Origin of the sequence: Aeromonas sp. 5HA1 (genome assembly GCF_029237245.1) — a bacterium.
Taxonomy (GTDB): Bacteria; Pseudomonadota; Gammaproteobacteria; order Enterobacterales; family Aeromonadaceae; genus Aeromonas; species Aeromonas salmonicida.
The window spans coordinates 59773-83065 of the sequence record NZ_JAACFW010000015.1; the positions used below are offsets into that span (position 1 = coordinate 59773).

At 58.7% G+C, this 23293-nt stretch carries 19 protein-coding genes and 5 tRNA genes; 9 read left to right on the forward strand and 15 right to left on the reverse strand.

Going from position 1 to position 23293, the window contains the following annotated elements; translation table 11 throughout:
* Both lptG and lptF read right to left on the reverse strand, forming a co-directional pair.
* Positions 1-1071, reverse strand: coding sequence for an LPS export ABC transporter permease LptG (lptG, locus tag GWQ27_RS14395; protein WP_059112534.1), 1071 nt, complete (start codon positions 1069-1071; stop codon positions 1-3).
* Between the two features lie 25 nt (positions 1072-1096).
* Entirely contained in the window at positions 1097-2209 is a 1113-nt protein-coding gene (lptF, locus tag GWQ27_RS14400; protein ID WP_181455312.1) for an LPS export ABC transporter permease LptF, read from the reverse strand.
* Positions 2210-2381: 172 nt separating this feature from the next.
* On the opposite strand from lptF, the gene pepA reads away from it, so the two are divergent.
* The 6 genes from pepA to pbpG all read left to right on the forward strand — a co-directional run bounded on the left by pepA (position 2382) and on the right by pbpG (position 10565).
* Positions 2382-3890 (forward strand): leucyl aminopeptidase, encoded by a 1509-nt coding sequence (gene pepA, locus GWQ27_RS14405; RefSeq protein WP_275907623.1) that lies wholly within the window; start codon positions 2382-2384, stop codon positions 3888-3890.
* Positions 3891-4064: 174 nt separating this feature from the next.
* Positions 4065-4520 (forward strand): DNA polymerase III subunit chi, encoded by a 456-nt coding sequence (locus GWQ27_RS14410; RefSeq protein WP_005315744.1) that lies wholly within the window; start codon positions 4065-4067, stop codon positions 4518-4520.
* A gap of 65 nt (positions 4521-4585) precedes the next feature.
* The gene (locus GWQ27_RS14415; RefSeq protein WP_275907624.1) at positions 4586-7438 is read left to right on the forward strand and encodes a valine--tRNA ligase; all 2853 of its coding nucleotides are present in this window, start codon (positions 4586-4588) and stop codon (positions 7436-7438) included.
* Positions 7439-7622: 184 nt separating this feature from the next.
* On the forward strand, positions 7623-8915 hold the full coding sequence (locus tag GWQ27_RS14420) for a hemolysin family protein (RefSeq protein WP_111588980.1): 1293 nt from the start codon (positions 7623-7625) through the stop codon (positions 8913-8915).
* 18 nt (positions 8916-8933) lie between these two features.
* On the forward strand, positions 8934-9599 hold the full coding sequence (locus GWQ27_RS14425) for a DedA family protein (protein WP_275907625.1): 666 nt from the start codon (positions 8934-8936) through the stop codon (positions 9597-9599).
* A gap of 138 nt (positions 9600-9737) precedes the next feature.
* Complete coding sequence (gene pbpG / locus GWQ27_RS14430) at positions 9738-10565, forward strand: D-alanyl-D-alanine endopeptidase (protein WP_111588981.1); 828 nt, start codon at positions 9738-9740, stop codon at positions 10563-10565.
* 314 nt (positions 10566-10879) lie between these two features.
* Here the strand turns inward: pbpG and GWQ27_RS14435 are convergent.
* The 11 genes from GWQ27_RS14435 to pncC all read right to left on the reverse strand — a co-directional run bounded on the left by GWQ27_RS14435 (position 10880) and on the right by pncC (position 18386).
* Positions 10880-10956, reverse strand: a tRNA-Arg gene (locus tag GWQ27_RS14435).
* A gap of 26 nt (positions 10957-10982) precedes the next feature.
* A tRNA-Arg gene (locus GWQ27_RS14440) sits at positions 10983-11059 on the reverse strand.
* Between the two features lie 26 nt (positions 11060-11085).
* Positions 11086-11162 (reverse strand) — tRNA-Arg (locus GWQ27_RS14445).
* Between the two features lie 100 nt (positions 11163-11262).
* Positions 11263-11339: transfer RNA gene (locus tag GWQ27_RS14450), tRNA-Arg, on the reverse strand.
* Positions 11340-11342: 3 nt separating this feature from the next.
* A tRNA-Ser gene (locus tag GWQ27_RS14455) sits at positions 11343-11435 on the reverse strand.
* Positions 11436-11648: 213 nt separating this feature from the next.
* Complete coding sequence (gene csrA, locus GWQ27_RS14460; RefSeq protein WP_005315760.1) at positions 11649-11837, reverse strand: carbon storage regulator CsrA; 189 nt, start codon at positions 11835-11837, stop codon at positions 11649-11651.
* A 93-nt stretch (positions 11838-11930) separates the two neighbouring features.
* On the reverse strand, positions 11931-13178 hold the full coding sequence (locus tag GWQ27_RS14465; RefSeq protein WP_275907626.1) for an aspartate kinase: 1248 nt from the start codon (positions 13176-13178) through the stop codon (positions 11931-11933).
* A 16-nt stretch (positions 13179-13194) separates the two neighbouring features.
* On the reverse strand, positions 13195-15819 hold the full coding sequence (gene alaS / locus GWQ27_RS14470; protein ID WP_275907627.1) for an alanine--tRNA ligase: 2625 nt from the start codon (positions 15817-15819) through the stop codon (positions 13195-13197).
* A 388-nt stretch (positions 15820-16207) separates the two neighbouring features.
* Positions 16208-16717: a regulatory protein RecX gene (locus tag GWQ27_RS14475; protein WP_265461979.1), complete on the reverse strand. Its 510-nt coding sequence runs from the start codon at positions 16715-16717 to the stop codon at positions 16208-16210.
* Positions 16718-16752: 35 nt separating this feature from the next.
* A complete protein-coding gene (gene recA, locus GWQ27_RS14480; protein ID WP_265420651.1) occupies positions 16753-17814 on the reverse strand; it encodes a recombinase RecA in 1062 nt (353 codons plus the stop codon).
* A gap of 80 nt (positions 17815-17894) precedes the next feature.
* Positions 17895-18386, reverse strand: a complete 492-nt coding sequence (pncC, locus tag GWQ27_RS14485) for a nicotinamide-nucleotide amidase (RefSeq protein WP_265420652.1) — start codon at positions 18384-18386, stop codon at positions 17895-17897.
* A gap of 594 nt (positions 18387-18980) precedes the next feature.
* Between pncC and GWQ27_RS14490 the strand changes: the two genes are divergently transcribed.
* From GWQ27_RS14490 to ybaK, 3 genes are all read left to right on the forward strand, one after another.
* Complete coding sequence (locus tag GWQ27_RS14490) at positions 18981-20471, forward strand: SulP family inorganic anion transporter (protein ID WP_111588986.1); 1491 nt, start codon at positions 18981-18983, stop codon at positions 20469-20471.
* A gap of 19 nt (positions 20472-20490) precedes the next feature.
* Positions 20491-21342: a universal stress protein gene (locus tag GWQ27_RS14495; protein WP_275907628.1), complete on the forward strand. Its 852-nt coding sequence runs from the start codon at positions 20491-20493 to the stop codon at positions 21340-21342.
* A gap of 247 nt (positions 21343-21589) precedes the next feature.
* Positions 21590-22063 (forward strand): Cys-tRNA(Pro) deacylase, encoded by a 474-nt coding sequence (ybaK, locus tag GWQ27_RS14500; protein ID WP_021139431.1) that lies wholly within the window; start codon positions 21590-21592, stop codon positions 22061-22063.
* Between the two features lie 40 nt (positions 22064-22103).
* Here ybaK and GWQ27_RS14505 read toward each other — a convergent pair whose 3' ends face one another.
* Positions 22104-22844, reverse strand: coding sequence for a GNAT family protein (locus GWQ27_RS14505; protein WP_275907629.1), 741 nt, complete (start codon positions 22842-22844; stop codon positions 22104-22106).
* Complete coding sequence (locus tag GWQ27_RS14510) at positions 22834-23271, reverse strand: rhodanese-like domain-containing protein (protein WP_275907630.1); 438 nt, start codon at positions 23269-23271, stop codon at positions 22834-22836. Before GWQ27_RS14510 ends, GWQ27_RS14505 begins: the two co-directional genes overlap by 11 nt.
* Positions 23272-23293: the final 22 nt, after the last annotated feature.

A 23293-nucleotide genomic window follows, 5' to 3' on the forward strand; every position in this document is an offset into this window, starting at 1 on the left:
CTACTGTTTGCGGCTCAGAATATAGAAGGAGATACCGCCAAACAGCAGGCTGGGAGCAATGGCGGCCAGGATCGGCGGCACTGCGTACACCAGACTGATGGGGCCGAACACACGATCGCTCACATAGACGGCGAAGCCGGTCATGATCCCCATCAGCATGCGGGCGCCCATGCTCACCGAGCGCAGCGGACCGAAGATGAAGGAGGAGGCGAGCAGTATCATGGCCACCACGGAGAGCGGCGACAACAGCTTGCGCCACATCTCCAGCTTGTAACGCCCGGCGTCCTGCTTGTTGGCGTCGAGATAGCCGATGTAGTCGAGCAGACCGGCAACCGGCAGGTTTTCTGGGTCGATACTCACCACCCCAAGCTGCTTGGGCGTGAGCTCGGAGCTCCACTCCATCTGGGCCTGCGTCTCGCTCAGGATCTGCGCGGGATCGTCAAAACGGGTGATCTGGACCTGCTTGAGCAGCCAGTGATGCTGCTCAAACACGCCTTCGCGAGCCTGGAGGATATCGATCAGTTTACGCTCTGGCGTGAAGCGATAGAGGGTGATGCCGGTCAGTGCACCATCGTTGCGCACCCCGTTGATATTGACGAAGTTGTTGCCATCACGTGCCCAGACCCCATAAGCAGAAACAGTCAATCGCCCCTCTGACAGCGCGCCAGCCTTGACGTCGTCTGCCATCCGCTTGGCGATGGGCGCCACATATTCCCCCATCAGGCCCACCAGTATCATCAAGGGAATGGCGGTTTTGAGCGCCGCCATCACGATACTGATCTTGGAGCGGCCCGCCGCCTGCATCACCACCAGCTCAGAGCTGGTCGCCAGCTGACCCAGCCCTATGAGTCCGCCCAGCAGGGCAGCCAGCGGGAAGAACTGAACCGCCTCCTTGGGCATGGAGAGCAGGACGTAATAGAGCGCATTGATCATGTCGTAGTTGCCTTCCCCGACCGACCTGAGCTGCTCCACATACTTGATGAGCGCAGCCAGCCCGACCAGGGTCAGTTCACACAACAGGATCGACATGAAAATGACCCTGCCGATATATCTATCGAGAATGCCAAACATCAGGCGAGATTCCTAAGTTGCAGCATCATGCTGATTTTCTGTTGAAATAGCGCCCTTTCACTCCGTTCCACCAACTGGTGCCCTGCAAGTTGAGCGGCAGGCCGATCAACAGCAGATAGACCAGGGGCACCAGGAACATACCCGGCCAATGGGGCAGGCGTCCGCTGTCGATGGCCGAGCGCGCCGCGCTGAGCAACAGGAAGTAGGAGAGATAGAGCAAGATGGCCGGCAGCAGCTTGGCATAACGGCCCTGACGGGGGTTGACCCGCGCCAGTGGCACCACCAGGAAGGTGAGCACCAGAATGGAGAGCGGCAACGAGATACGCCACTGCAGCTCGGCCATCATGCTGTTGTCCTGAGTCCCCAGCAGCTCGACCGTCGGCTTGGCGGCCGCCTTGCGGTTGGAACGCTCCATCTCCTGCTGACGGATCACCAGACTGTACTCGTCAAATTCGGAGATCTGGAACTGCCTGGTGCTGAAGTGCCCCTCATACCGAGAACCATCTTTCAGGGTCAACCATTGCAGGCCATTGCTGTCGAGGGTCACTACCCCTTCCGTCGCGACCACCACAGAGGGCGGCTTGCCATCATGGGAGCGTTGCAGCACGAAGATCTTCTGCAGCAGAGACCCCTTGTCATTCAACTCCTGGATGTAGGCAACGAGGCGTCCCTTGTCGAGCTCCATGAAGCGACCCGCCTGCAGGAAGGAGATGCCCGGATCGGCCTTGAATTCATCGATCACCTGATACTCCCGCTCCTTGGCCTGGGGAGCTATCCAGCCGGTGTTGAAGGCCGCAACGGCAGCCGTCAACAGGGCCAGCACCATGGCGCAGCGCATCACGAAGCGGTGACTGAATCCCACCGCATGCAGCACCGTCATCTCACTTTCGGCATACAGGCGCCCGTGAGCAAACAAGATGGCTAAAAACAGGCTGATAGGCAGCATCAACAACGCCATATTGGGCAGGTTGAGCAGCAACAGGGTGGAAACCAGGCGTGTCGGTACCTCACCATCGGCGGCATCGCCGATGATCTTGATAAATTGTTGGCTGACAAAGATAAGCAGCAATACGAATAACACTGCCAGCTGCGTTTTCAGGGTTTCCCTGAACAAATATCGGAAAACGATCACAGTCATTCCCAAGTAAACTTGTGTTTTTAGTCGAATGCCTGAAAAATAGGGCCGTATATTGGATTTTTACCAGTTTGAACTGCGGAGCCTATGGCTGTTCGCTCCGCCTCTGATACCCCAACAAGCACCGCATTATTCAATAAAAGGTGCCTTTTGTCTTTAGGATGTAGGAGATTCCATGGAGTTCAGTGTAAAGAGTGGCAGTCCTGAGAAGCAACGCAGTGCTTGCGTCGTGGTCGGCGTATTCGAGCCCCGTCGCCTCTCTCCGGTTGCCGAACAACTGGACAAGATCAGCGATGGCTACATCAGCTCGCTGCTGCGCCGTGGCGACCTGGAAGGTAAACCAGGCCAGATGCTGTTGCTGCATCAAGTACCAGGCGTGCTCAGTGAGCGCGTGCTGCTGGTCGGTTGTGGCAAGGAGCGGGAACTCGACGAACGCCAGTACAAGCAGATCATCAACAAGACCATCACCACCCTGAACGAAACCGGCTCCATGGAGGCTGTCTGCTTCCTGACCGAGTTGCACGTCAAGGGGCGGGATACCTATTGGAAGGTGCGTCAGGCGGTAGAAACCACCAAGGCGGGCCTCTACAACTTTGATCAGTTCAAGACCAACAAGGCCGAGCCGCGCCGCCCGCTGCGCAAGCTGGTATTCAATGTGCCGACGCGTCGGGAACTGACCATTGGTGAAAAAGCCATCGCCCACGGTCTGGCCGTGGCGAAAGGAGTCCGAGTCTGCCGCGACGTGGCCAACATGCCGCCCAACGTCTGCAATCCGGCCTATCTGGCCTCCCAGGCCCGCCGTCTGGCAGACTCTTTCGACAATATCACCACCAAGGTGATCGGCGAGCAGGAGATGGCCGAGCTCGGCATGAACTCCTATCTGGCGGTAGCCCGTGGCTCCGAAAATGAAGCCATGATGGCCATCATCGAATACAAGGGCAACGCCGATGCCAAGCCCATAGTGCTGGTCGGCAAGGGTCTGACCTTCGATTCGGGCGGCATCTCCATCAAGCCGGCCGAAGGCATGGACGAGATGAAGTACGACATGGGCGGCGCCGCCTCCGTGCTCGGTACCATGCATGCCCTGGCACAGTTGCAGCTGCCCATCAATGTCATCGGCGTACTGGCGGGTTGCGAGAACATGCCGGGTGGCAACGCCTATCGCCCGGGTGACATCCTCACCTCCATGTCCGGCCAGACCATTGAAGTGCTGAACACGGATGCGGAAGGCCGTCTGGTGCTGTGCGATGCGCTGACCTATGTGGACCGTTACGATCCCGAGACCGTCATCGACGTGGCCACCCTGACCGGTGCCTGCATCATAGCGCTGGGTCACCACACCACGGGTCTGCTGGCCAACCACAACCCGCTGGCTCACGAACTGCTCAATGCCTCCGAGCAGGCTGGCGATCGCGCCTGGCGCCTGCCGCTGTTCGACGAGTATCAGGAACAGCTGGAGAGCCCGTTTGCCGACATGGCCAACATAGGCGGGCGTCCGGCCGGCACCATTACCGCTGCCGCCTTCCTGTCACGCTTCACCAAGAAGTACAGCTGGGCCCACCTGGATATCGCCGGGACTGCCTGGAAGAGTGGCAAGGACAAAGGCTCCACCGGTCGTCCGGTTCCCCTGCTGACCCAGTTCCTGCTCAACCGGGCAGGCGTGGATATCGAAGAAAAAGAGTAACTCCCCTGCCCCTTTCGATGAATGCATCGGAAGCCCGGGAGTTGCCCAGTACCACAAGGAAGAGGCCCGCCTCTTCCTTGTTTCATTCTTGAATCAGTGAGCAGCAGGCGGGAAAACTCCCTGTCAGCCTCTTCGGCGGTCAATAGTCCGTCACCGCAAAACGGGATCAACCTGATGAGCCAAGTGACTTTTTACCTGATGAACGAACAGGATGACGCACAGGCCAGCGCCGTCGAACGGCTCGCCTGCCAACTGGCGGCCGAGTCGTGGGGCGCAGGCCACCTCTACCTGTTTTGCGACGATGAGGCCCAGGCCCTGCGCCTGGACGAGCTGCTGTGGCAACTGCCACCAGAGCGTTTCGTGCCGCACCAGTTGCAAGGCGAGAGCGGTCAGGCGCCGGTGGAGATAGGCCATCAGCCGCCGAAACGGCGCTACGCCCGCCTCATCAATCTGGCCAGAGAGACACCTTTGTTTGCAGGACACTTCGCTCAAGTGGTAGATTTTGTCCCCACTGACGAAACGCAAAAGCAGCAAGCCCGCGAGCGCTACAAGCACTATCGCCAGGCAGGCCATGCCCTCGAGATGAGGGATCAGCCCGTCCTTGCCGCACCGGATCCGGCGCAGCCCTGACTGCACCACCCTCGATCCACGACGAATCAACACCAGACTCCATCCATCCAGATTACGGCGAGACCATGGAAAAGACTTTTAATCACAACGCCATCGAACAGGCGCTCTATCAGCACTGGGAAGCCCAGGGTTACTTCAAGCCCCACGGCGACACCAGCAAAGACTCCTTCTGCATCATGATCCCGCCGCCGAACGTCACCGGCAGCCTGCACATGGGTCACGCCTTCCAGCAAACCCTGATGGATACCCTGATCCGCTACAACCGCATGCAGGGCAAGAACACCCTGTGGCAGGCGGGCACCGACCACGCCGGTATAGCCACCCAGATGGTGGTGGAGCGCAAGATCGCCGCCGAAGAGGGCAAGACCCGTCACGACTACGGCCGTGATGCCTTCATCGACAAGATCTGGCAGTGGAAGGAAGAGTCCGGCGGCACCATCACCCGCCAGATGCGCCGTCTGGGCGACTCCGTGGATTGGGAGCGCGAGCGCTTCACCATGGATGAGGGTCTCTCGAGCGCCGTGCAGGAAGTGTTCGTCCGTCTCTACGAAGATGGCCTCATGTACCGCGGCAAGCGTCTGGTGAACTGGGATCCGAAACTCAACACCGCCATCTCCGACCTGGAAGTGGAAAACCGCGAGATCAAGGGCCACATGTGGCACCTTCGCTATCCGCTGGCCAACGGCGCCAAGACCGCCGAGGGTCAGGATCACCTGATCGTCGCCACCACCCGTCCGGAAACCATGCTGGGCGATACCGCCGTGGCCGTGAACCCGGAAGATCCCCGTTACAAAGCGCTGATCGGCCAGCACATACTGCTGCCACTGGTGAACCGTCTGATCCCCATCGTTGCCGACGAGCACGCCGACATGGAGAAGGGCACCGGCTGCGTGAAGATCACCCCGGCTCACGACTTCAACGATAACGACGTGGGCAAGCGCCACAACCTGCCGATGATCAACATCTTCACCCTGGACGCCCACGTGCGCGCCGAGGCCGAAGTGGTCGACACCAACGGCAACCCCAGCACCGCCTACGATGCCGCCCTGCCGAGCGAGTTCGCCGGTATGGAGCGCTTCGCTGCCCGCAAAGCGATTGTCGCCAAGCTGGACGAGCTGGGTCTCTTGGCCGAAATCAAGGATCATGTGTTGCAGCAGCCCTACGGCGATCGCGGCGGCGTGCCCATCGAGCCGATGCTGACCGACCAGTGGTACGTGCGCGTGGCGCCGATGGCCAAGACCGCCATCGAAGCGGTAGAAGATGGCCGCATCCAGTTCGTACCCAAGCAGTACGAGAACATGTACTTCTCCTGGATGCGCGACATTCAGGACTGGTGCGTCTCGCGTCAGCTGTGGTGGGGTCACCGCATCCCGGCCTGGTATGACGACGCCGGCAATGTCTACGTGGGCCGTGACGAGGCGGAAGTACGTGCCAAGCACAGCATACCTTCCGTGACAGTGCTGCGTCAGGACGAAGACGTGCTCGACACCTGGTTCAGCTCCGCTCTGTGGACCTTCTCCACCCTGGGCTGGCCGAACAACACCGAAGCGCTCAAGACCTTCCACCCGACCGACGTGCTGATGAGCGGCTTCGACATCATCTTCTTCTGGATAGCCCGGATGATCATGATGACCATGCACTTCATCAAGGACGAAAACGGTACCCCGCAAGTCCCGTTCAAGACCGTCTACATCACGGGTCTGATCCGTGACGAAGAAGGCCAGAAGATGTCCAAGTCCAAGGGCAACGTGCTGGATCCCCTCGACATGATCGATGGCATCTCGCTGGAAGACCTGATGGAGAAGCGCACCGGCAACATGATGCAGCCGCAGATGGCCGAGAAGATCGGCAAGCGTACCGCCAAGCAGTTCCCGGAAGGGATCGAGGCACACGGCACCGATGCCCTGCGCTTCACCCTGGCGGCGCTGGCCTCTACCGGTCGTGACATCAACTGGGACATGAAGCGCCTGGACGGTTACAACAACTTCTGCAACAAGCTGTGGAACGCCTCCCGCTACGTGCTGATGAACACCGAAGATCAGGATTGTGGCTTTGGCGGCGGTGAGATGGTGTTCAGCCTGGCAGATCGCTGGATCCAGTCCCAGCTGCAGGTCGCCATCCGCGACTTCCGCACCGCGCTCGATACCTACCGCTTCGACATCGCCGCCGGTGTGCTGTACGAATTTATCTGGAACCAGTTCTGCGACTGGTATCTGGAGCTGACCAAACCGGTACTGGGCAAAGGCTCCGAGGCCGAGCAGCGTGCCACCCGTCACACCTTGGTGACTGTGCTGGAAACCCTGCTGCGTCTGGCGCACCCGATCATCCCCTTCATCACCGAAACCATCTGGAAATCGGTGGCGCCGCTGACCGGCGTGCACGCCGACACCATCATGCTGCAAGCCTTCCCCGAGTTCGATGCCGCCAAGGTAGACGACGCTGCCATGGCGGATCAGGAGTGGGTGAAGGAGTTTATCGTCGGCATTCGCAACATCCGCGCCGAGATGAACGTGGCGCCGAGCGTGGCCTTGAACGTGCTGCTCAAGTGCGATGCCAAGGACACCCAGCGCGCCGGTGACAACGAGGCTTTCCTCAAGTCCCTGGCCCGTCTGGAATCCATCCGCGTACTGGCGGACGGCGAAGTGGCGCCCCTGTCGGTGAAGAAGCTGATCGGTGCCACCGAGCTGATGATCCCCATGGCTGGCCTCATCGACAAGGATGCCGAACTGACCCGTCTGGCCAAAGAAGTGGCCAAGCTGGTCGGTGAATGCGCCCGTATCGAAGGCAAGCTCGGCAACGAGGCCTTCGTTGCCAAGGCGCCGGAAGCCGTCATTGCCAAGGAGCGCGAGAAGCTGGAAGAGTACCGTGCCCAACTGGTGACGCTCGAGGCACAGCAGGTAGAGATCGCCGCCCTGTAAGTCGGCTGCAGTCCTGACAAAGCCCCCTTTTCACAGGGGGCTTTTGTTTATCTGCCCCATCCCCGCGGGTTTGCTCACATTTTCATACAAATTTAGCGAGCCAAATCACCTGCTTTCACAAGCGCATCTCCCCCAAATTCATTACACTGCCAGCGATCTTTTCTATCGGGAGTGCAGTGGCAGTATGGAAATATTGATCCTGTTTGGATTGATTTTGCTCAATGGCGTCTTTGCCATGTCGGAAATCGCCATTGTTACCGCACGCAAGGCCCGCCTTGGCAAGATGGCGAGCGAAGGGAGTCGTTCTGCTGCCATAGCCCTCAGACTGAGCGAAGATCCGACCAACTTCCTCTCCGCCGTCCAGATAGGCATTACCAGCATAGGTCTGCTCAACGGCATCTACGGCGAGTCACTGCTGGCCCAACCGCTGGCGCTCTGGCTGCAGGAGTGGGGCATGGCCGCCAAGAGCAGCAGCATGCTTGCGACCGTGCTGGTGATCGTCATCGTCACCTACCTCTCCATCGTTGTCGGTGAACTGGTGCCCAAACGCCTCGGTCAGCTCAACGCCGAACGCCTCGCCTGTCTGGTCGCGCGCCCCATGATGTGGCTGGCTGCCGTCACCCGCCCCTTCGTCTGGCTGCTGTCGGCCTCCACCAACGCCAGCCTGCGTATTCTCAGGGCCAAGCAGGATGGTGGTGCCAACGTGACCCAGGAGGAGATCCACGCCATGCTGGCGGAGGGCTCGGAAGCCGGGGTCATCGAAGATCATGAACACACTATGCTGCGCAACGTGTTTCGTCTCGACGAACGCAGTCTGGCCTCCCTGATGGTGCCGCGCAGCGACATCCGTTATCTGGATCTCGCGCTGCCACTGGAGGTGAACCTGCAGCGACTGGTGGAGTATCGCCACAGCTGCTTCCCTGTCTGTGACGGCAGCCTTTCCGATCTGGTGGGCATCATCAACGTCAGCAAGGTGCTGCACGCCTACATCAAGGGGGAGCCCATCGATCTGGCGGCCCTGACCCAGGATGGCAGCCTGTTGCCGGAGACCCTCAACGGACTCGAGCTGCTCAATCATTTTCGCACCCACGCCGAGCACATGGTGCTGGTAGTGGACGAATATGGCGAGTTGCAGGGGCTGGTCACTCAGCAGGATCTGCTGGAGACGCTGGCAGGCGATTTTCAGCAGGAAGACAGTGAAGATAACTGGGCATTCCAGCGAGCCGACGGCAGCTGGCTGCTGGACGGCCTCATTCCCCTACCGGAGTTGAAAGACTGCCTGGGACTGGCTCAACTGCCGGAAGAAGAAAAACATCACTACCATACCCTCGGAGGGCTTATTATGCTGCTCCTTGGCCGTGTTCCCAGGATCGGAGATCTGGTCACACTGGAACAGTGGCAACTGGAAATTGTTGACATGGATGGTCTGCGCATCGACAAGGTGATCGCCATGCCTTTGCTCGATCAACCCAGCTAACCTGCGGAGTTTGCAAGAATGGAGCAGTTTTACCAACTGGCTCACGCCTTTATGCATCAGGATCTGGTGACCTTGTCCGATCCCAAGATGGCCTTTATGGTCTGCGGCGTGTTATTGACGTTTCTGGTGCTGGAGAATGGCTTCATCCCTACCGCCTTCTTGCCTGGTGATAGCCTGCTGATCCTCACGGGGGTACTCATCTATCAGGATGTGCTCTCCCTGAGCATAGTGCCGCTACTTATCCTGGCTACCTTCGTCGGTACCTGGCTGGGCTATATGCAGGGTCGCTTCCTCGGCCACACCCAGATGTACCATCGTCTCTTGTCCCATGTGGAAGAGAGGCACAAGGAGAAGGTCTTCTATCTGCTGGACAAATACGGCATCCTGACCCTGATCACCGCCCGCTATATTGCTTTCGTACGCACTGCCTACCCCTATATCGTCGGGGCGACCGAGATCCCCCAGGGGCGCTTTCTCATCGTCAATCTGATCAGCTCCATCATGTGGATCTGCCCGCTGGTCGGGCTGGGTTACTATCTGAGCCACACCAAGCTAGCCGCCCAGTATGAGTCACAGTTTCTCAGCATCATTCTCTACCTGCCGCTGGTGCTCCTGCTGGGGGGCATTGTCGCCCTTCTCTGGCGCTGGCTGAGCAAACGCAAAACCGTTCTCCCACGGGATTGAGTCAAACACACAGGGCCATCGCAAGATGGCTCTTTTTTTACCAAAATAGTGGCGAATTCCCACGGGCACCCTTGTAAAACCAGAGTAAAAATGCGTGAATCTAGCGCCTTTTTTTTCGATGTAAACGGAGTCGGTAGTATGCGGTGTCGGGTTAGCGCAATGGCGCTGGTATATGCATTGGTTGGACTGCTGGGTTTGCCAGCAGCATTGGCTGCCCCCAACCCGGCCAAACTGCAACTGCGATCAAGCAGTGCCCTTGTAGTGGACGTCAACACGGGCAAGACTCTGTATCAGAAGAACGCCACCCAGGTTCGGCCAATCGCCTCGCTGACCAAGCTGATGACGGCGCTGGTGGTACTGGAGGGGCGACAGAGCCTCAACCAGACCCTGACCATAGATCAGAATGACAGGGACAACGTCAAGCATACCTATTCACGCATCCGTTTCGGCACCAAGGTGACGCGCCGTGATGCCCTGCATTTGACCTTGATGTCCTCCGAAAACCGCATGGCTTCGGCCCTGGCACGCCACTATCCCGGCGGCCGCCAGGCCTTCATCCGCGCCATGAACAACAAAGCCAGACAGCTTGGCATGCGCAACAGCCGCTTCCACGACTCCACCGGCCTGTCGACGCGCAACGTCTCCACCGCCCAGGATCTGGCCAAGCTCGTCTCCGCCGCTTATCGCCAGCCACTGATCCGCCAGTTCACTCAGGATGCAAACCGGGATATGCGCTTCAGTACCCCCGCCTATCGCCTGATGTTCAACAACACCAACCCGCTGGTGAAGAACCCTGACTGGGGTGTGCGCCTCTCCAAAACGGGCTTCACCGATGAGGCAGGCCGCTGTCTGGTGATGCGCGCCAAACCCGACAGCCGTGAGCTGGCCATAGTACTGCTCAACTCTGTGGGCAAGCGCACCCCCATCGGCGATGCCAACCGCATTCGCAAATGGCTGAAAAGCTGAGTCTCTGAACAGGTGTGGGAAAAAGGATGCTGCGGCATCCTTTTTTATTGGCCGCAGCTACGGATCTCGTCACGTCGAGCCAGCCACGCTTGCCCATCGGCTTGGCTCATCCCGCTATTTGGCAAAGGAATGCAGAATGGCGCTAGGGTGCAAGGTATTCAGGGGGACGAGGTGAACGCAGGGATGAGGCCGGGTGGAAACCCATAGATGAGGAGAGAAAGGGGGCGATTGGTCATGTTGCCAGGCATCAAGGGCTGTCTGGCCAGATCAGGCACATAAAAAAACAGCCCCGACATGAGTCGAGGCTGTCTGTATGGTGCGCCCGGGAGGATTCGAACCTCCGACCACCTGGTTCGTAGCCAGGTACTCTATCCAGCTGAGCTACGGGCGCTCATCAACTTTTGGTACTGCTCAAAATGGTGCGCCCGGGAGGATTCGAACCTCCGACCACCTGGTTCGTAGCCAGGTACTCTATCCAGCTGAGCTACGGGCGCTCACAAACTTTTGATTCCGTTTTAAATGGTGCGCCCGGGAGGATTCGAACCTCCGACCACCTGGTTCGTAGCCAGGTACTCTATCCAGCTGAGCTACGGGCGCCCTGATTTAAAACGATAAAAAAAGCCTACTTATCAGTAAGCCTTTTCCAAAGTGTCGACTTGCTGATGGTCAACACATGACTCTTGCTTGAGTCTTAATATGGTGCGCCCGGGAGGATTCGAACCTCCGACCACCTGGTTCGTAGCCAGGTACTCTATCCAGCTGAGCTACGGGCGCAAATGGCGGAGAAGGGGGGATTCGAACCCCCGATGCGGGTATAAGCCGCATACTCCCTTAGCAGGGGAGCGCCTTCAGCCTCTCGGCCACCTCTCCGTTTGCGGGGCTGATAATACTTCACAGGGATTTTTAGTCAAACACTTTTTTGGAGAAAAAAGCGTGTTCGCTCAGCATTTGGACAAAGCGTGGAATATTCAAACAATATCGGCACTTACCCCACAGTTTAGTGCCTTGCAGGGCCATTTCAGACGCGCAAAAAAACAAAAGGCGACACAACCAGTGTCGCCTTAAAGCAGCTATCGATGCGGCTTAGAAATTCGGTTGGCCCGGCACTTTCTCGGCCTGTATCCGCATGTAGATCTCTTCACGGTGTACGGAGACCTCTTTCGGTGCGTTAACACCGATACGAACCTGATTGCCTTTAACGCCCAGTACGGTGACAGTCACTTCGTCACCAATCATCAGGGTTTCCCCTACACGACGAGTCAAAATAAGCATTCGCTTGCTCCTGTATCCTGTTTTGTATTTATATCGATATGCGACATTATCTTACAAAGATACCGATATGGTAAATGGTTGAAACTAAATCAATCAGGGATTGTTCCCCAAGGGCTGCTCATGAGGCTCATTATCCAGCCCGAAAGCGGCGTGCAAGGCGCGCACGGCCAGCTCCAGGTACTTCTCGTCAATCACCACGGATATTTTGATTTCAGAGGTGGAAATCAACTGCATGTTGATCCCCTCCTCGCCCAATACCTTGAACATGGTGCGGGCGACACCGGGGTGGTTCCACATGCCGACACCGACAATGGACACCTTGGCTATCTCGCCGTTGCCCTGCACGCAGGCGGCCCCCAGTTCGCTGGCGGTCTCCTCCAGCAAGGCGCGCGCCCGGCGATAGTCATCGCGATTCACCGTGAAGGTGAAGTCGGCTGTGCCATCCCCCAGCGTGTTCTGCACTATCATGTCGACATCTATGTTGGCGTCGCTGATCGGATTCAGGATCTGCGCCGCAACTGTGGGCCTGTCCGGCACACCCAGAATGGTCAGACTGGCCTCGTTGCGATTGAAGGCTATCCCGGATACCAGGGGAGCTTCCATCCTCTCACCTCCATATGTGATTAAGGTTCCCTCTCCATCGACAAAGCTCGACAGCACCCGTAGTGGTACGCGGTACTTGCCCGCGAACTCCACCGAACGGATCTGCAGCACCTTGGCCCCCAGGCTCGCCATCTCCAGCATCTCCTCGAAAGTGATGGTGGAAAGACGACGCGCCTTGGGCTCGATGCGCGGATCCGTGGTATAGACCCCATCCACATCGGTAAAGATCTGGCATTCATCGGCCTTGATGGCTGCGGCTACCGCCACTGCCGTGGTATCCGAACCACCGCGCCCCAGGGTCGTGATGGCATTGTGCTCATCACGGCCCTGGAAACCGGCGATCACCACCACCTTGCCCGCCCCCAGTTCAGCCTGAACCTGTTCGGTGTCGATGTGGGTGATACGTGCCTTGCCATAGGCGGAGTCGGTATGAATGCGTACCTGATCGCCGGTCATAGAGACCGCAGCGCAACCGCATTTGTTCAACGCGATCGCCAGCAGCGCTATGGTGACCTGCTCACCGGTGGAGACGAGCACATCCATCTCGCGCCGGTTGGCATCAGGATCCAGCCGCTGGGCCATACCCAGCAACCGGTTGGTTTCCCCCGACATGGCAGAGACCACTACCACCACGTCGTGTCCCTGGGCGCGGGTCAGTTGAACCCGTTCAGCCACCGCCTCGATCCGCTCCAGCGTGCCGACCGAGGTGCCGCCGTACTTCTGTACATAGAGTGCCACAGATCACCTCGCCCTTTTACAGGCGCTCTTCCAGCCAGGAGTGAACGGATTGCAGTGCCGCAGGCACAGCTTCCGGCTGAGTGCCACCCGCCTGAGCCATGTCAGGACGACCACCACCCTTGCCACCCACCTGCTGGGCCACCAGATTGACCAGCTCACCGGCCTTGACCTTGCCGGTCAAATCGCTGGTCACGCCGGCGATCAGGTTGACCTTGTCATCGCTGCTGGTTGCCAACAGCACGACACCGGACTTCATCCGGTTTTTCAGCTCATCCAGCATGCCACGCAGTGACTTGGGATCCGCCCCTTCCAGCGCCGCTATCAGCACCTTCTGACCGTTTATCTCGATCACCTGGCTCAACAGGTCGCTACCAGCCTGGGCGGCCAGCTTGGCCTTGAGCTGCTCCAGCTCGCGCTCCATCATCTTGGACTTGTCCAGTATCTGGCGCACTTTATCGGCGATGGAGAACTGATCCCCCTTCACCAGAGCCGCTGCCTCTTCGATCTGCTCACCCATCTGGTGCATGAAATCGATGGCGCCCTTGCCGGTCACGGCTTCGATGCGACGCACACCGGCGGCAATGCCGCTCTCGGCGATGATCTTGAAGAAGCCGATGTCACCGGTACGCTTGGCGTGAGTACCGCCGCACAGCTCGGTGGAGTAGTCGCCCATGCGCACTACGCGCACGTCGTCTTCATATTTTTCACCAAACAGCGCCATGGCACCGGCCGACTTGGCCGCTTCCAGATCCATTACCTGGGTAGCGATGTCGTGGTTGGCACGGATCTGGGCATTGACCAGCTCCTCGACCCGACGAATGGTCGCCATGCTCAGTCCTTCGAAGTGAGAGAAATCGAAGCGCATGCGCTCAGCCCCCACCAGAGACCCTTTCTGAGTCACGTGATCCCCCAGCGCCTGGCGCAGGGCTGCGTGCAGCAGGTGAGTCACAGAGTGGTTCAGGGCCACAGCCTGACGACGCTCGCCATCGACAACGGCTTCGACCAGGGCGCCTTTCTCCAGGGTACCCAGCTCCAGATAACCCTTGTGAATGATGGCCTTGCCCGCTTTCTGGGTATCGGTCACGGCGAAGATGCCGTCATCTACCTTGAGCACACCGCAATCACCCACCTGACCACCTGACTCGGCGTAGAAGGGAGTCTCGGCCAGTACCACGACGGCTTCTTCACCGGCGATGAGGCCATTCACTTCGACGCAATCCTTGTAGATGCCGACGACGCTGGTTTTCTGGCTCAGCTGCTTGTAACCGGTAAACGGGGTCTCGAAGTCCAGCTTGAGCACCTCGTTGTAGTTCACACCGAAGCTGGAGGCCTCTTTCGCGCGGGCACGCTGCTTCTCCATCTCGGCATTGAAGCCCTCTTCGTCGATGCCGATCTCGCGCTCGCGCACCACGTCGGCGGTCAGGTCAGCCGGGAAACCGTAGGTGTCATACAGCTTGAACACCACCTCGCCAGGTATGACCTTGGCATCACCCAGGTTGGTCAGCACGTCTTCCAGCAGCAGCAGGCCGCGATCCAGCGTACGGACGAATTGCTCTTCCTCGATGCGCAGCACGCGCTCGACCAGCGGCAGCTGGGCGATCAGTTCGGCGCCCACGTCTTTCATCTGCACGGCCAGTTCGGCAGCCAGCTTGTAGAAGAAGACATCGGTGGCACCCAGCTTGCGACCGTGACGTACGGCGCGACGGATAATGCGGCGCAGCACATAGCCACGACCTTCGTTGGACGGCATGACGCCGTCAGCGATCAGGAAGGCGCAGGAGCGGATGTGGTCGGCAATGACGCGCAGGGACTGATTGCTGAGATCGGTAGTACCGACGATCTCGGCCGCTTTCTTGATCAGCGCCTGGAAGATGTCGATTTCGTAGTTAGAGTGCACGCCCTGCATGATGGCGGAGATACGCTCCAGACCCATGCCAGTATCCACGGACGGACGGGGCAGCGGTTCCATGGTGCCGTCAGCCTGACGGTTGAACTGCATGAACACCACGTTCCAGATCTCGATGAAACGGTCGCCATCTTCTTCCGGTGAACCGGGAGGACCACCCCAGATGTGATCGCCGTGGTCATAGAAGATCTCGGTGCAGGGGCCACACGGACCTGTATCACCCATCTGCCAGAAGTTATCGGAAGCAAAGGCTGCCCCCTTGTTGTCACCGATGCGCACTATGCGCTCGACCGGCACACCCACTTCGTTTGCCCAGATGTTGAAGGCTTCATCGTCCGTTTCATACACGGTTACCAGCAAGCGCTCTTTGGGCAGCTGGAGAGTACCGGTCAGGAATTCCCAGGCAAAACGAATGGCGTCCTGCTTGAAGTAGTCACCGAAGCTGAAGTTGCCCAGCATTTCGAAGAAGGTGTGGTGACGAGCGGTATAGCCGACGTTTTCCAGGTCATTGTGTTTACCACCGGCACGGACGCAACGCTGGGAAGTGGTTGCCCGATTGTAGGCACGCTTGTCTGCACCAAGGAACACATCCTTGAACTGGTTCATGCCTGCGTTGGTAAACAACAGGGTCGGGTCGTTATGCGGTACCAGCGAGCTGGAAGAGACAACCTGGTGCCCCTGGGAGCGGAAATACTCGAGAAACGCAGCGCGTATCTCTGACGTGGACATATACATGGAAAATCCTGCTTGATTCGAATACGGACTTTTAACCGCATTAATGTAAGTTTTCTGCGGGGTAAAGTAAAACGTGCCGGTCTGTCACGGGTGAAAAAGTGCACATAAATGTGTGTTGGCGGGCAATGGGGGCAGACAAGCCGTTTTTGCAGAGAAAATACGGCCACACGCGGGGGAATATTCGTGGCAAAACGGGTGGTGAGCCTACAGAAAAAAGGAACCAACCCTCAATACGCGGACGTGGGCCTGCCGTTCGAACTGTGCACCGCTTGGTGGCTTGATGTGACGCGACCTGTGGCCTCATGGGCTGACTGGCGATCACCCGGAACAATGCAGGAACCAGACCTGTATACACAATCAGCACGCCTGATTGCATGCTGCTTCCAGATCAATCGTCTTGAGTTTCGCTCTCCATCATGGTCGCGATGGCATAACGGGCCTGATCCTGATTAAACCCGCGTCCCAGCAGATACTTGAGCCACTTCATCCGCAGTTTGAAGTCGCCCAGATCGCTGGCTCTGGCTCGTCGCTCAAGCAGGGCAAGAGCCAGCTCGAACCAGTCCAGTTCAGGCTGATCAAACGCGGCCTCTATCTGGCCATCGTCCAGCCCCTTGCGGCGCAGCTCAAAGCGGATCTTGATGGGACCATGACCCTTGGCAGCACCAGATCGCACCGCCATGGCGCCATAGCGCTCGTCATTGACCCAGTTATACCCGCGGCAGTAGTCGACGACAGCGCAGGCGACATCTTCGTTGAAGCCCTGCTGGCGCAGCCGGTTGGCCAGTTCAGACTCGGCGCTCTCGCGGCGAGCCAGACTGCGCATGGCAAAAGCGCGGGCGGCAGCAAACAGCTCTTCGAAGGAGGGTTCAGTGGGTTCGCAGTTAGGTATATCAGTCATAAATGACAAGGCCGGGGGTTAGCCCGGCCTCACTGTTATTCGAACTCTTGTTCGCTTTCGGCTTCGAGCTCGTCGGCATCCGCCACGACCGGCGTCTCGGCCGGCGCATCACCGGAGAGCAGCAACTCACGCAGTCTGGCTTCCACCTCGGCCGCCATCACCTTGTTCTCGGTGAACAACTTCATCACGTTGGCCTTGCCCTGACCTATCTTCTCGCCGTTATAGCTGTACCAGGCACCGGCCTTGTCGATCAGCTTGTGCTTGACGCCGAGATCCACCAGCTCGCCTTCCTTGGAGATACCGACACCATAGAAAATCTGGAATTCAGCCTGCTTGAAGGGAGGGGCAACCTTGTTCTTGACCACCTTGACGCGGGTCTCGTTACCGACCACTTCGTCACCTTCCTTGATGGCGCCGATGCGACGGATGTCCAGACGCACTGAGGCGTAGAACTTGAGCGCGTTACCACCGGTAGTGGTTTCCGGGCTGCCGAACATGACACCAATCTTCATCCGGATTTGGTTGATGAAGATACAGAGGCAGTTGGCGTTCTTGATGTTGGCGGTCAGCTTGCGCAGCGCCTGGGACATCAGACGAGCCTGCAGGCCGACGTGGGAATCACCCATCTCGCCTTCGATTTCTGCTTTCGGCGTCAGAGCGGCCACCGAGTCGACGATGATGACGTCAACGGCGTTGGAACGCACCAGCATGTCGCAGATTTCCAGCGCCTGCTCACCGGTATCCGGCTGGGAGATCAGCAGGTCATCGACGTTGACACCCAGTTTGGCTGCATAGATGGGGTCGAGGGCGTGCTCCGCATCGATAAAGGCACAGACCTTGCCTTTCTTCTGGGCTTCCGCAATCACCTGCAGGGTGAGGGTGGTTTTACCGGAAGATTCCGGGCCATAGATCTCGACGATACGGCCGCACGGCAGACCGCCGATACCCAGCGCCACGTCCAGGGAGAGGGAACCGGTAGAAATGGCTTCGATATCCATGGTCTTGCTGTCGCCCAGACGCATGATGGAGCCTTTGCCGAACTGCTTTTCAATCTGACCCAGCGCAGCCGCCAGTGCCTTCTGTTTGTTCTGATCCATGCCAATCTCCGCTGGAAATCGTGAGTAATAAGTGAAGTTGGGCTAAGTATACTGTCTATTCATACAGTATCAAGCCCAATTTATCTGAGCAGGGCCAAGAGTCCGGACAAGGCCTGTCTGACCGCCTGCTGGCGTACCTGACGCCGGTCACCGTCGAAACGGGCCAGCAGGGAGTGATGGCGGCCACCCTGTTCCACCCAAGCGAACCAGACGGTACCGACAGGTTTGTCTTCGGTTGCACCACCCGGGCCTGCGATACCACTGATGGCCACGCTGATGGCGGCCGACGAGTGGGCCAACGCGCCACGGGCCATCTCCAGCACCACAGCCTCGCTTACGGCGCCGTGCTGCTGCAGACTCTCGTCACTCACCCCCAGCATCTGCTGCTTGGCCTGGTTGGTATAGGTGACGAAGCCGCGATCGAACCAGCCAGAGCTGCCGGCAATGTCGGTGATGGCCGTTGCCACGCCACCGCCGGTACAGGATTCGGCGGTAGCCGCCAACCAGCCTCGCTGGCCGAGGGCCTTGCCAAGTTCGGTGGCGAGGTGCTCTATCTCTGCGTCCAGTTTCATCCCGGCTCCCTAGCTCGTTGAGGAGGCTCATTATGCGATCCTGCCGCCATCCCCTGCAACCGCAGCAGGGCGGCAGCCCGTCTCAGCACGGACATACTGGCAGCCTGATGTCATTCGTTCAGAGCTCATCATTGCGCCAATGGGCGGGAAAACGGGAGGAAAGCCTGAGTCACGGCAGGCATAGATCAGGGTGATTGAAATATCTGCCGCCATCATACGACGACGGGCCAATAAAACAGTTTTCGACTATATATCAACTGGTTGAAATCAATACAGCCAGCCAGGCTCAACGTGATCGGCACCGCTATCACAACAAACACACAGTGCTATCGTGATGCCAACCACACTTTCCTGTGGATGCAATGGCTGTTAACATGCCGCCTCCATGATTAATTTATGCTCTGGCGTGACTGTAACGCCGCCTTAACCCCCTCCTTAGCGGCTACTGCCGCCAGACTCTGGTTATCCCAACCGGAGCGCTTTTGTTTACCCCTTGAATACCAACAAAACTATCTGTTCATGCCCTCACTCCATCTAACTTCAGATTGGTGGATGCGTGCGGCTATGGACACATAACAAGCGAGAAAATCCCGAATGCTAGAACGTGCAAGACAAGAGTGGTTCTCCAACATCCGTGGCGACCTGCTGGCCGGTACAGTGGTGGCGCTGGCGCTGATCCCGGAGGCCATCGCCTTCTCCATCATCGCCGGCGTTGATCCCAAGGTCGGCCTTTATGCCTCCTTCTGTATCGCTGTCGTCATCGCCTTCGTCGGTGGCCGCCCGGGCATGATCTCCGCCGCCACCGGTGCCATGGCGCTGCTGATGGTGACCCTGGTCAAAGATCATGGTCTGCAATATCTGCTGGCCGCCACCCTGCTGACCGGTCTCTTCCAGATAGCGGCGGGTTACCTGAAGCTGGGCAGCCTGATGCGGTTTGTCTCCCGCTCCGTGGTCACCGGCTTCGTCAATGCGCTGGCGATCCTCATCTTCATGGCCCAGTTGCCGGAGCTGACCAACGTCACCTGGCAGGTCTATGCCATGACGGCAGCCGGGCTTGGCATCATCTATCTGTTTCCACTCATGCCCGTGGTGGGCAAGCTGGTGCCCTCCCCGCTGCTCTGCATCGTCATCCTGACGGCGATTGCCATCACAATGGGTATCGATATCCGCACCGTGGGCGATATGGGCGAGCTGCCGGATACCCTGCCCATCTTCCTGTGGCCAGAAGTCCCCCTCAACTTCGAGACGCTGGCCATCATATTCCCCTATTCTGCGGCGCTGGCAGTCGTTGGTCTGCTCGAATCCATGATGACGGCGGCCATTGTCGATGACCTGACCGATACCCAGAGCGATCGCAATCGCGAGTGCAAGGGCCAGGGGATCGCCAACATAGGCGCGGGTCTGATGGGCGGCATGGCGGGGTGCGCCATGATTGGCCAGTCGATCATCAACATCAAATCCGGTGGCCGCGGCCGTCTCTCCACATTTTTCGCAGGCACCTTGCTGATCCTGATGGTGGTGTTCATGGATGAGTGGATCCGCCAGATCCCCATGGCGGCACTGGTGGCCGTGATGATCATGGTCTCTATCGGTACCTTCTCTTGGGAGTCGGTTCGCAATCTCAAAAAGCACCCGCTCTCCACCAATATAGTGATGGTCGCGACAGTGGCCGTGGTCGTGGCTACCCATAACCTGGCACTCGGGGTATTTGTCGGTGTGCTGCTGGCATCCCTGTTCTTCGCCAACAAGGTCGCTCGCTTCATGCTGGTCAAGAGCGACAGTGAGCGCAGTGGCGAGGTGCGCACCTATCAGGTGCGGGGCCAGGTTTTCTTCGCCAGTGCCGAGCAATTCTTTGCCGGTTTCGATTTCAAGGAAGTGCTGGACAAGGTGGTGATAGATCTGACCCATGCCCATTTCTGGGACATCACCTCCGTCACTGCGCTGGACAAGGTGGTCATCAAGTTCCGTCGTGAAGGAACCGACGTGGAACTCATAGGCCTGAACGAAGCGAGCGCCACCATAGTCGACCGCTTCGGTGTGCACGACAAACCCGAAGAAGTTGAAAAGCTGCTGGCTGGCCACTGATAACAAGAAGGGATTTACCATGACACGAATTTTTGCCTGTATCGATGGCTCCAATGCCATGACGGCGGTGTGCGACGCAGCGGCATGGGCCAGCGCCACGACCGAATTGCCTGCCACCCTGCTGCATGTGCTGGAAAAGAACGAGTTTGAAGGGCAGGCCGATCTCTCCGGCAACATTGGCCTGGGCAGCCGTGAGCATCTGCTCAAGGAGCTCGCCGAGCTGGATCATCAACGCAGCCGCCTCGCCCATGAACAGGGACGCATGCTGCTCAAGAGCGGCCAGGCGTACCTGACTGGCTTGGGGATGACAGAGGTCGATACCCTGCAACGCCACGGGCAACTGGTGGAGGCTGCCCAGGCGCTGTCACCCGGGATGCGCATGATGATCATGGGCAAGAGAGGGACGACCCACTCCCATGATCACGACCTGATTGGCAGCAATATCGAGAACGTCATCCGCACCCTGGCCAATCCCATCATGGTGGTGCAGCCGGGATTTGAGGCACCAGACCGCTTCCTGTTTGCCTATGACGCCAGCCCGACCGCCAAAAAGGTGCTGGAGTTGATCGCAAGCAGTCCCCTGCTCAAAGGACTTGAATGTGACCTGGTGATGGTCGCCGAGCCGAGTGACGAGCACGAGCGTCAGCTGGCGCAGGCCAAACAGGTATTGAAGAGTGGCGGCATCAGGGTCGAAGCCAAACTGCTTCAGGGAGAGGTTGTCTCCGGGATTTGTCAGTATGCCACCGAGATGGGGATCAACCTTATCGTCATGGGGGCTTACGGTCATTCACGGATCAGGCAATTCATCGTGGGCAGTACCACCACTGGCATAGTGAAAACCACGCAGGCATCCGTTCTGCTGCTGCGATAACGCTGTTATTGGCAACTCATGATGAGGGGAACTGCGGTTCCCCTTTTTTATGGCGCTATCTTGTGCTCATTGCACACGGGAAACCGGATCTCAGTGGGCGTCAAGCTCAACACCTTACAGTCAGACATACTGCACCTTTCCCTTCTGACGAAACCTCGGCACTCATCAGAACAGACCAGCGGTGGCTTGCATCCATCGACTCGCGGGAGCAGACTGTTTGGCCTTGTTTTGACTCAAGGCAACCACCATGACTCCTGCCATCAACCTGCTGAAAAAGCTCAAGATACCCCACAAGCTCTACCCCTATGAGTGCGATGCTCACGACGATTTCGGCAAGCACGCCGCGACCCGGCTCGGCCTGCCGGAAGCCCAGGTGTTCAAGACCCTGATCGCCCATCATGACAAGCAGGCAGTGGTGGCCATAGTGCCTTCATCCGGCATGTGCAGTCTCAAACAGCTGGCCAAGGCCACGGGTTTGAAAAAGGTGGAGATGATGACACCGGCGGAGGCCGAGAAGCTGACCGGTTACAAGGTGGGGGGCATCAGCCCGCTGGCCCAGAAGAAGCTGCTGCCAACCGTGCTCGATGACTCCGCCATGGCGTTTGACGAGATCCTGGTGAGCGGCGGCAAACGCGGCCTCTCGGTCGGGGTGGCGCCGCAAGATATGCTGACGCTGATGAAATGGATTGCGGCCCCGATTGGTGAACACCAGGGGGACTAGTCAAAAAGAGAGGCCCAGGCCGGCCCTGAGCCTCTGCATGTCACTCGGCTTTCCCATGACAGGCGGTGGTCAGATCGGATAACCGCAGCCGCTGCCTGCCAGCCTCATCGAAGTTCTCCTCTGCCAACCAGCGCGCGAAACACGCCTGCTGGGCGGGCCACTCGCTGTCGATCACCGAGAACCAGGCGGTATCCCGACTGCGGCCCTTGTCTACCCTGTTCTGGCGAAATGTCCCCTCATAACTGAAACCGAGCCGCAGCGCCGCCCGCCAGGAGGGCTTGTTGAGGGCATTGCACTTCCACTCGTAGCGCCGGTAGCCGAGGGCAAAGGCGTTGGCCATCATCAGCGCCATGGCCGCCGTCGCCAGCCGCGACTGTTGCAGGGCCGGCGAGAAGTGCAGCCAGCCCACCTCAATGCTGCCAGCCTGGGGATCGATGCGCAGGTAGCTGGCGAGCCCCAGCGCCTTGCCGCTGTCGGCGTCCGTTTTTGCGTCCACTATGGCGTAGAACTGAGGATCCGCCTTGGCGATGCACTGTTGCAGCCAGGCCTGCATGGCCGCCTCATCGGCGAAGGGGCCACTGGTGAGATAGGTCCACATGGCCCCGCTGTCGGTGCCGAACGCCTGCCAGAGAGCGGGTCCGTGGCGCTCGGGATCCAGCGGCTCCAGCCGGCAGCCCCAGCCTGACAGTGGCTGATGGGGAGGAAACTCGGCCCCGCGCCAGTCGGGCAAGAGGACGCCAACCGCTTGGTCGAACTCGTTCAGATGATGATCAGCAGCCACAGGTCATTCCCCCTTCCAGCAAAACGCCCGCATCTTCACCGAGGACGACGGCAAAGCCGTCCTGACGCCACCAGTGCAGACCACCGATCAGCTCCTTGACCTGAAAACCCAGCGCTGCCAGTTTGTAGGCCCCTTGAGTCGAGCCGTTGCAGCCTATGCCATCGCAGTAGCAGACATAAACCTTGTCCTGCGCAAGGGTCGCCGTTGTCGCCGGATTCATGGATCCATGGGGGAAAGAGACGGCCCCTGGAATATGCCCCAGCCGGTAATGCTGCGCGGATCGAGTGTCGATGACGACGATGCGCTCTTCTTTTCCCAGTAGATCGGCGGCCAGATCCGCCGGGTCGGTGCGAAATCTCAGCTGGGCCTCGAAGAAAGAGCTTGCGTCCACCGGGCTGGCAAGACCCGTACTCAATACATGACTCATGGTGAAGCTCCTTGTGGCTAAA

Bases quoted from the DNA above. Each gene is read 5' to 3' on its own strand.
- lptG (WP_059112534.1), bottom strand. From the start codon at position 1,071: ATGTTTGGCATTCTCGATAGATATATCGGCAGGGTCATTTTCATGTCG.
- lptF (WP_181455312.1), bottom strand. From the start codon at position 2,209: ATGACTGTGATCGTTTTCCGATATTTGTTCAGGGAAACCCTGAAAACG.
- pepA (WP_275907623.1), top strand. From the start codon at position 2,382: ATGGAGTTCAGTGTAAAGAGTGGCAGTCCTGAGAAGCAACGCAGTGCT.
- GWQ27_RS14410 (WP_005315744.1), top strand. From the start codon at position 4,065: ATGAGCCAAGTGACTTTTTACCTGATGAACGAACAGGATGACGCACAG.
- GWQ27_RS14415 (WP_275907624.1), top strand. From the start codon at position 4,586: ATGGAAAAGACTTTTAATCACAACGCCATCGAACAGGCGCTCTATCAG.
- GWQ27_RS14420 (WP_111588980.1), top strand. From the start codon at position 7,623: ATGGAAATATTGATCCTGTTTGGATTGATTTTGCTCAATGGCGTCTTT.
- GWQ27_RS14425 (WP_275907625.1), top strand. From the start codon at position 8,934: ATGGAGCAGTTTTACCAACTGGCTCACGCCTTTATGCATCAGGATCTG.
- pbpG (WP_111588981.1), top strand. From the start codon at position 9,738: ATGCGGTGTCGGGTTAGCGCAATGGCGCTGGTATATGCATTGGTTGGA.
- csrA (WP_005315760.1), bottom strand. From the start codon at position 11,837: ATGCTTATTTTGACTCGTCGTGTAGGGGAAACCCTGATGATTGGTGAC.
- alaS (WP_275907627.1), bottom strand. From the start codon at position 15,819: ATGTATATGTCCACGTCAGAGATACGCGCTGCGTTTCTCGAGTATTTC.
- GWQ27_RS14475 (WP_265461979.1), bottom strand. From the start codon at position 16,717: ATGACTGATATACCTAACTGCGAACCCACTGAACCCTCCTTCGAAGAG.
- recA (WP_265420651.1), bottom strand. From the start codon at position 17,814: ATGGATCAGAACAAACAGAAGGCACTGGCGGCTGCGCTGGGTCAGATT.
- pncC (WP_265420652.1), bottom strand. From the start codon at position 18,386: ATGAAACTGGACGCAGAGATAGAGCACCTCGCCACCGAACTTGGCAAG.
- GWQ27_RS14490 (WP_111588986.1), top strand. From the start codon at position 18,981: ATGCTAGAACGTGCAAGACAAGAGTGGTTCTCCAACATCCGTGGCGAC.
- GWQ27_RS14495 (WP_275907628.1), top strand. From the start codon at position 20,491: ATGACACGAATTTTTGCCTGTATCGATGGCTCCAATGCCATGACGGCG.
- ybaK (WP_021139431.1), top strand. From the start codon at position 21,590: ATGACTCCTGCCATCAACCTGCTGAAAAAGCTCAAGATACCCCACAAG.
- GWQ27_RS14510 (WP_275907630.1), bottom strand. From the start codon at position 23,271: ATGAGTCATGTATTGAGTACGGGTCTTGCCAGCCCGGTGGACGCAAGC.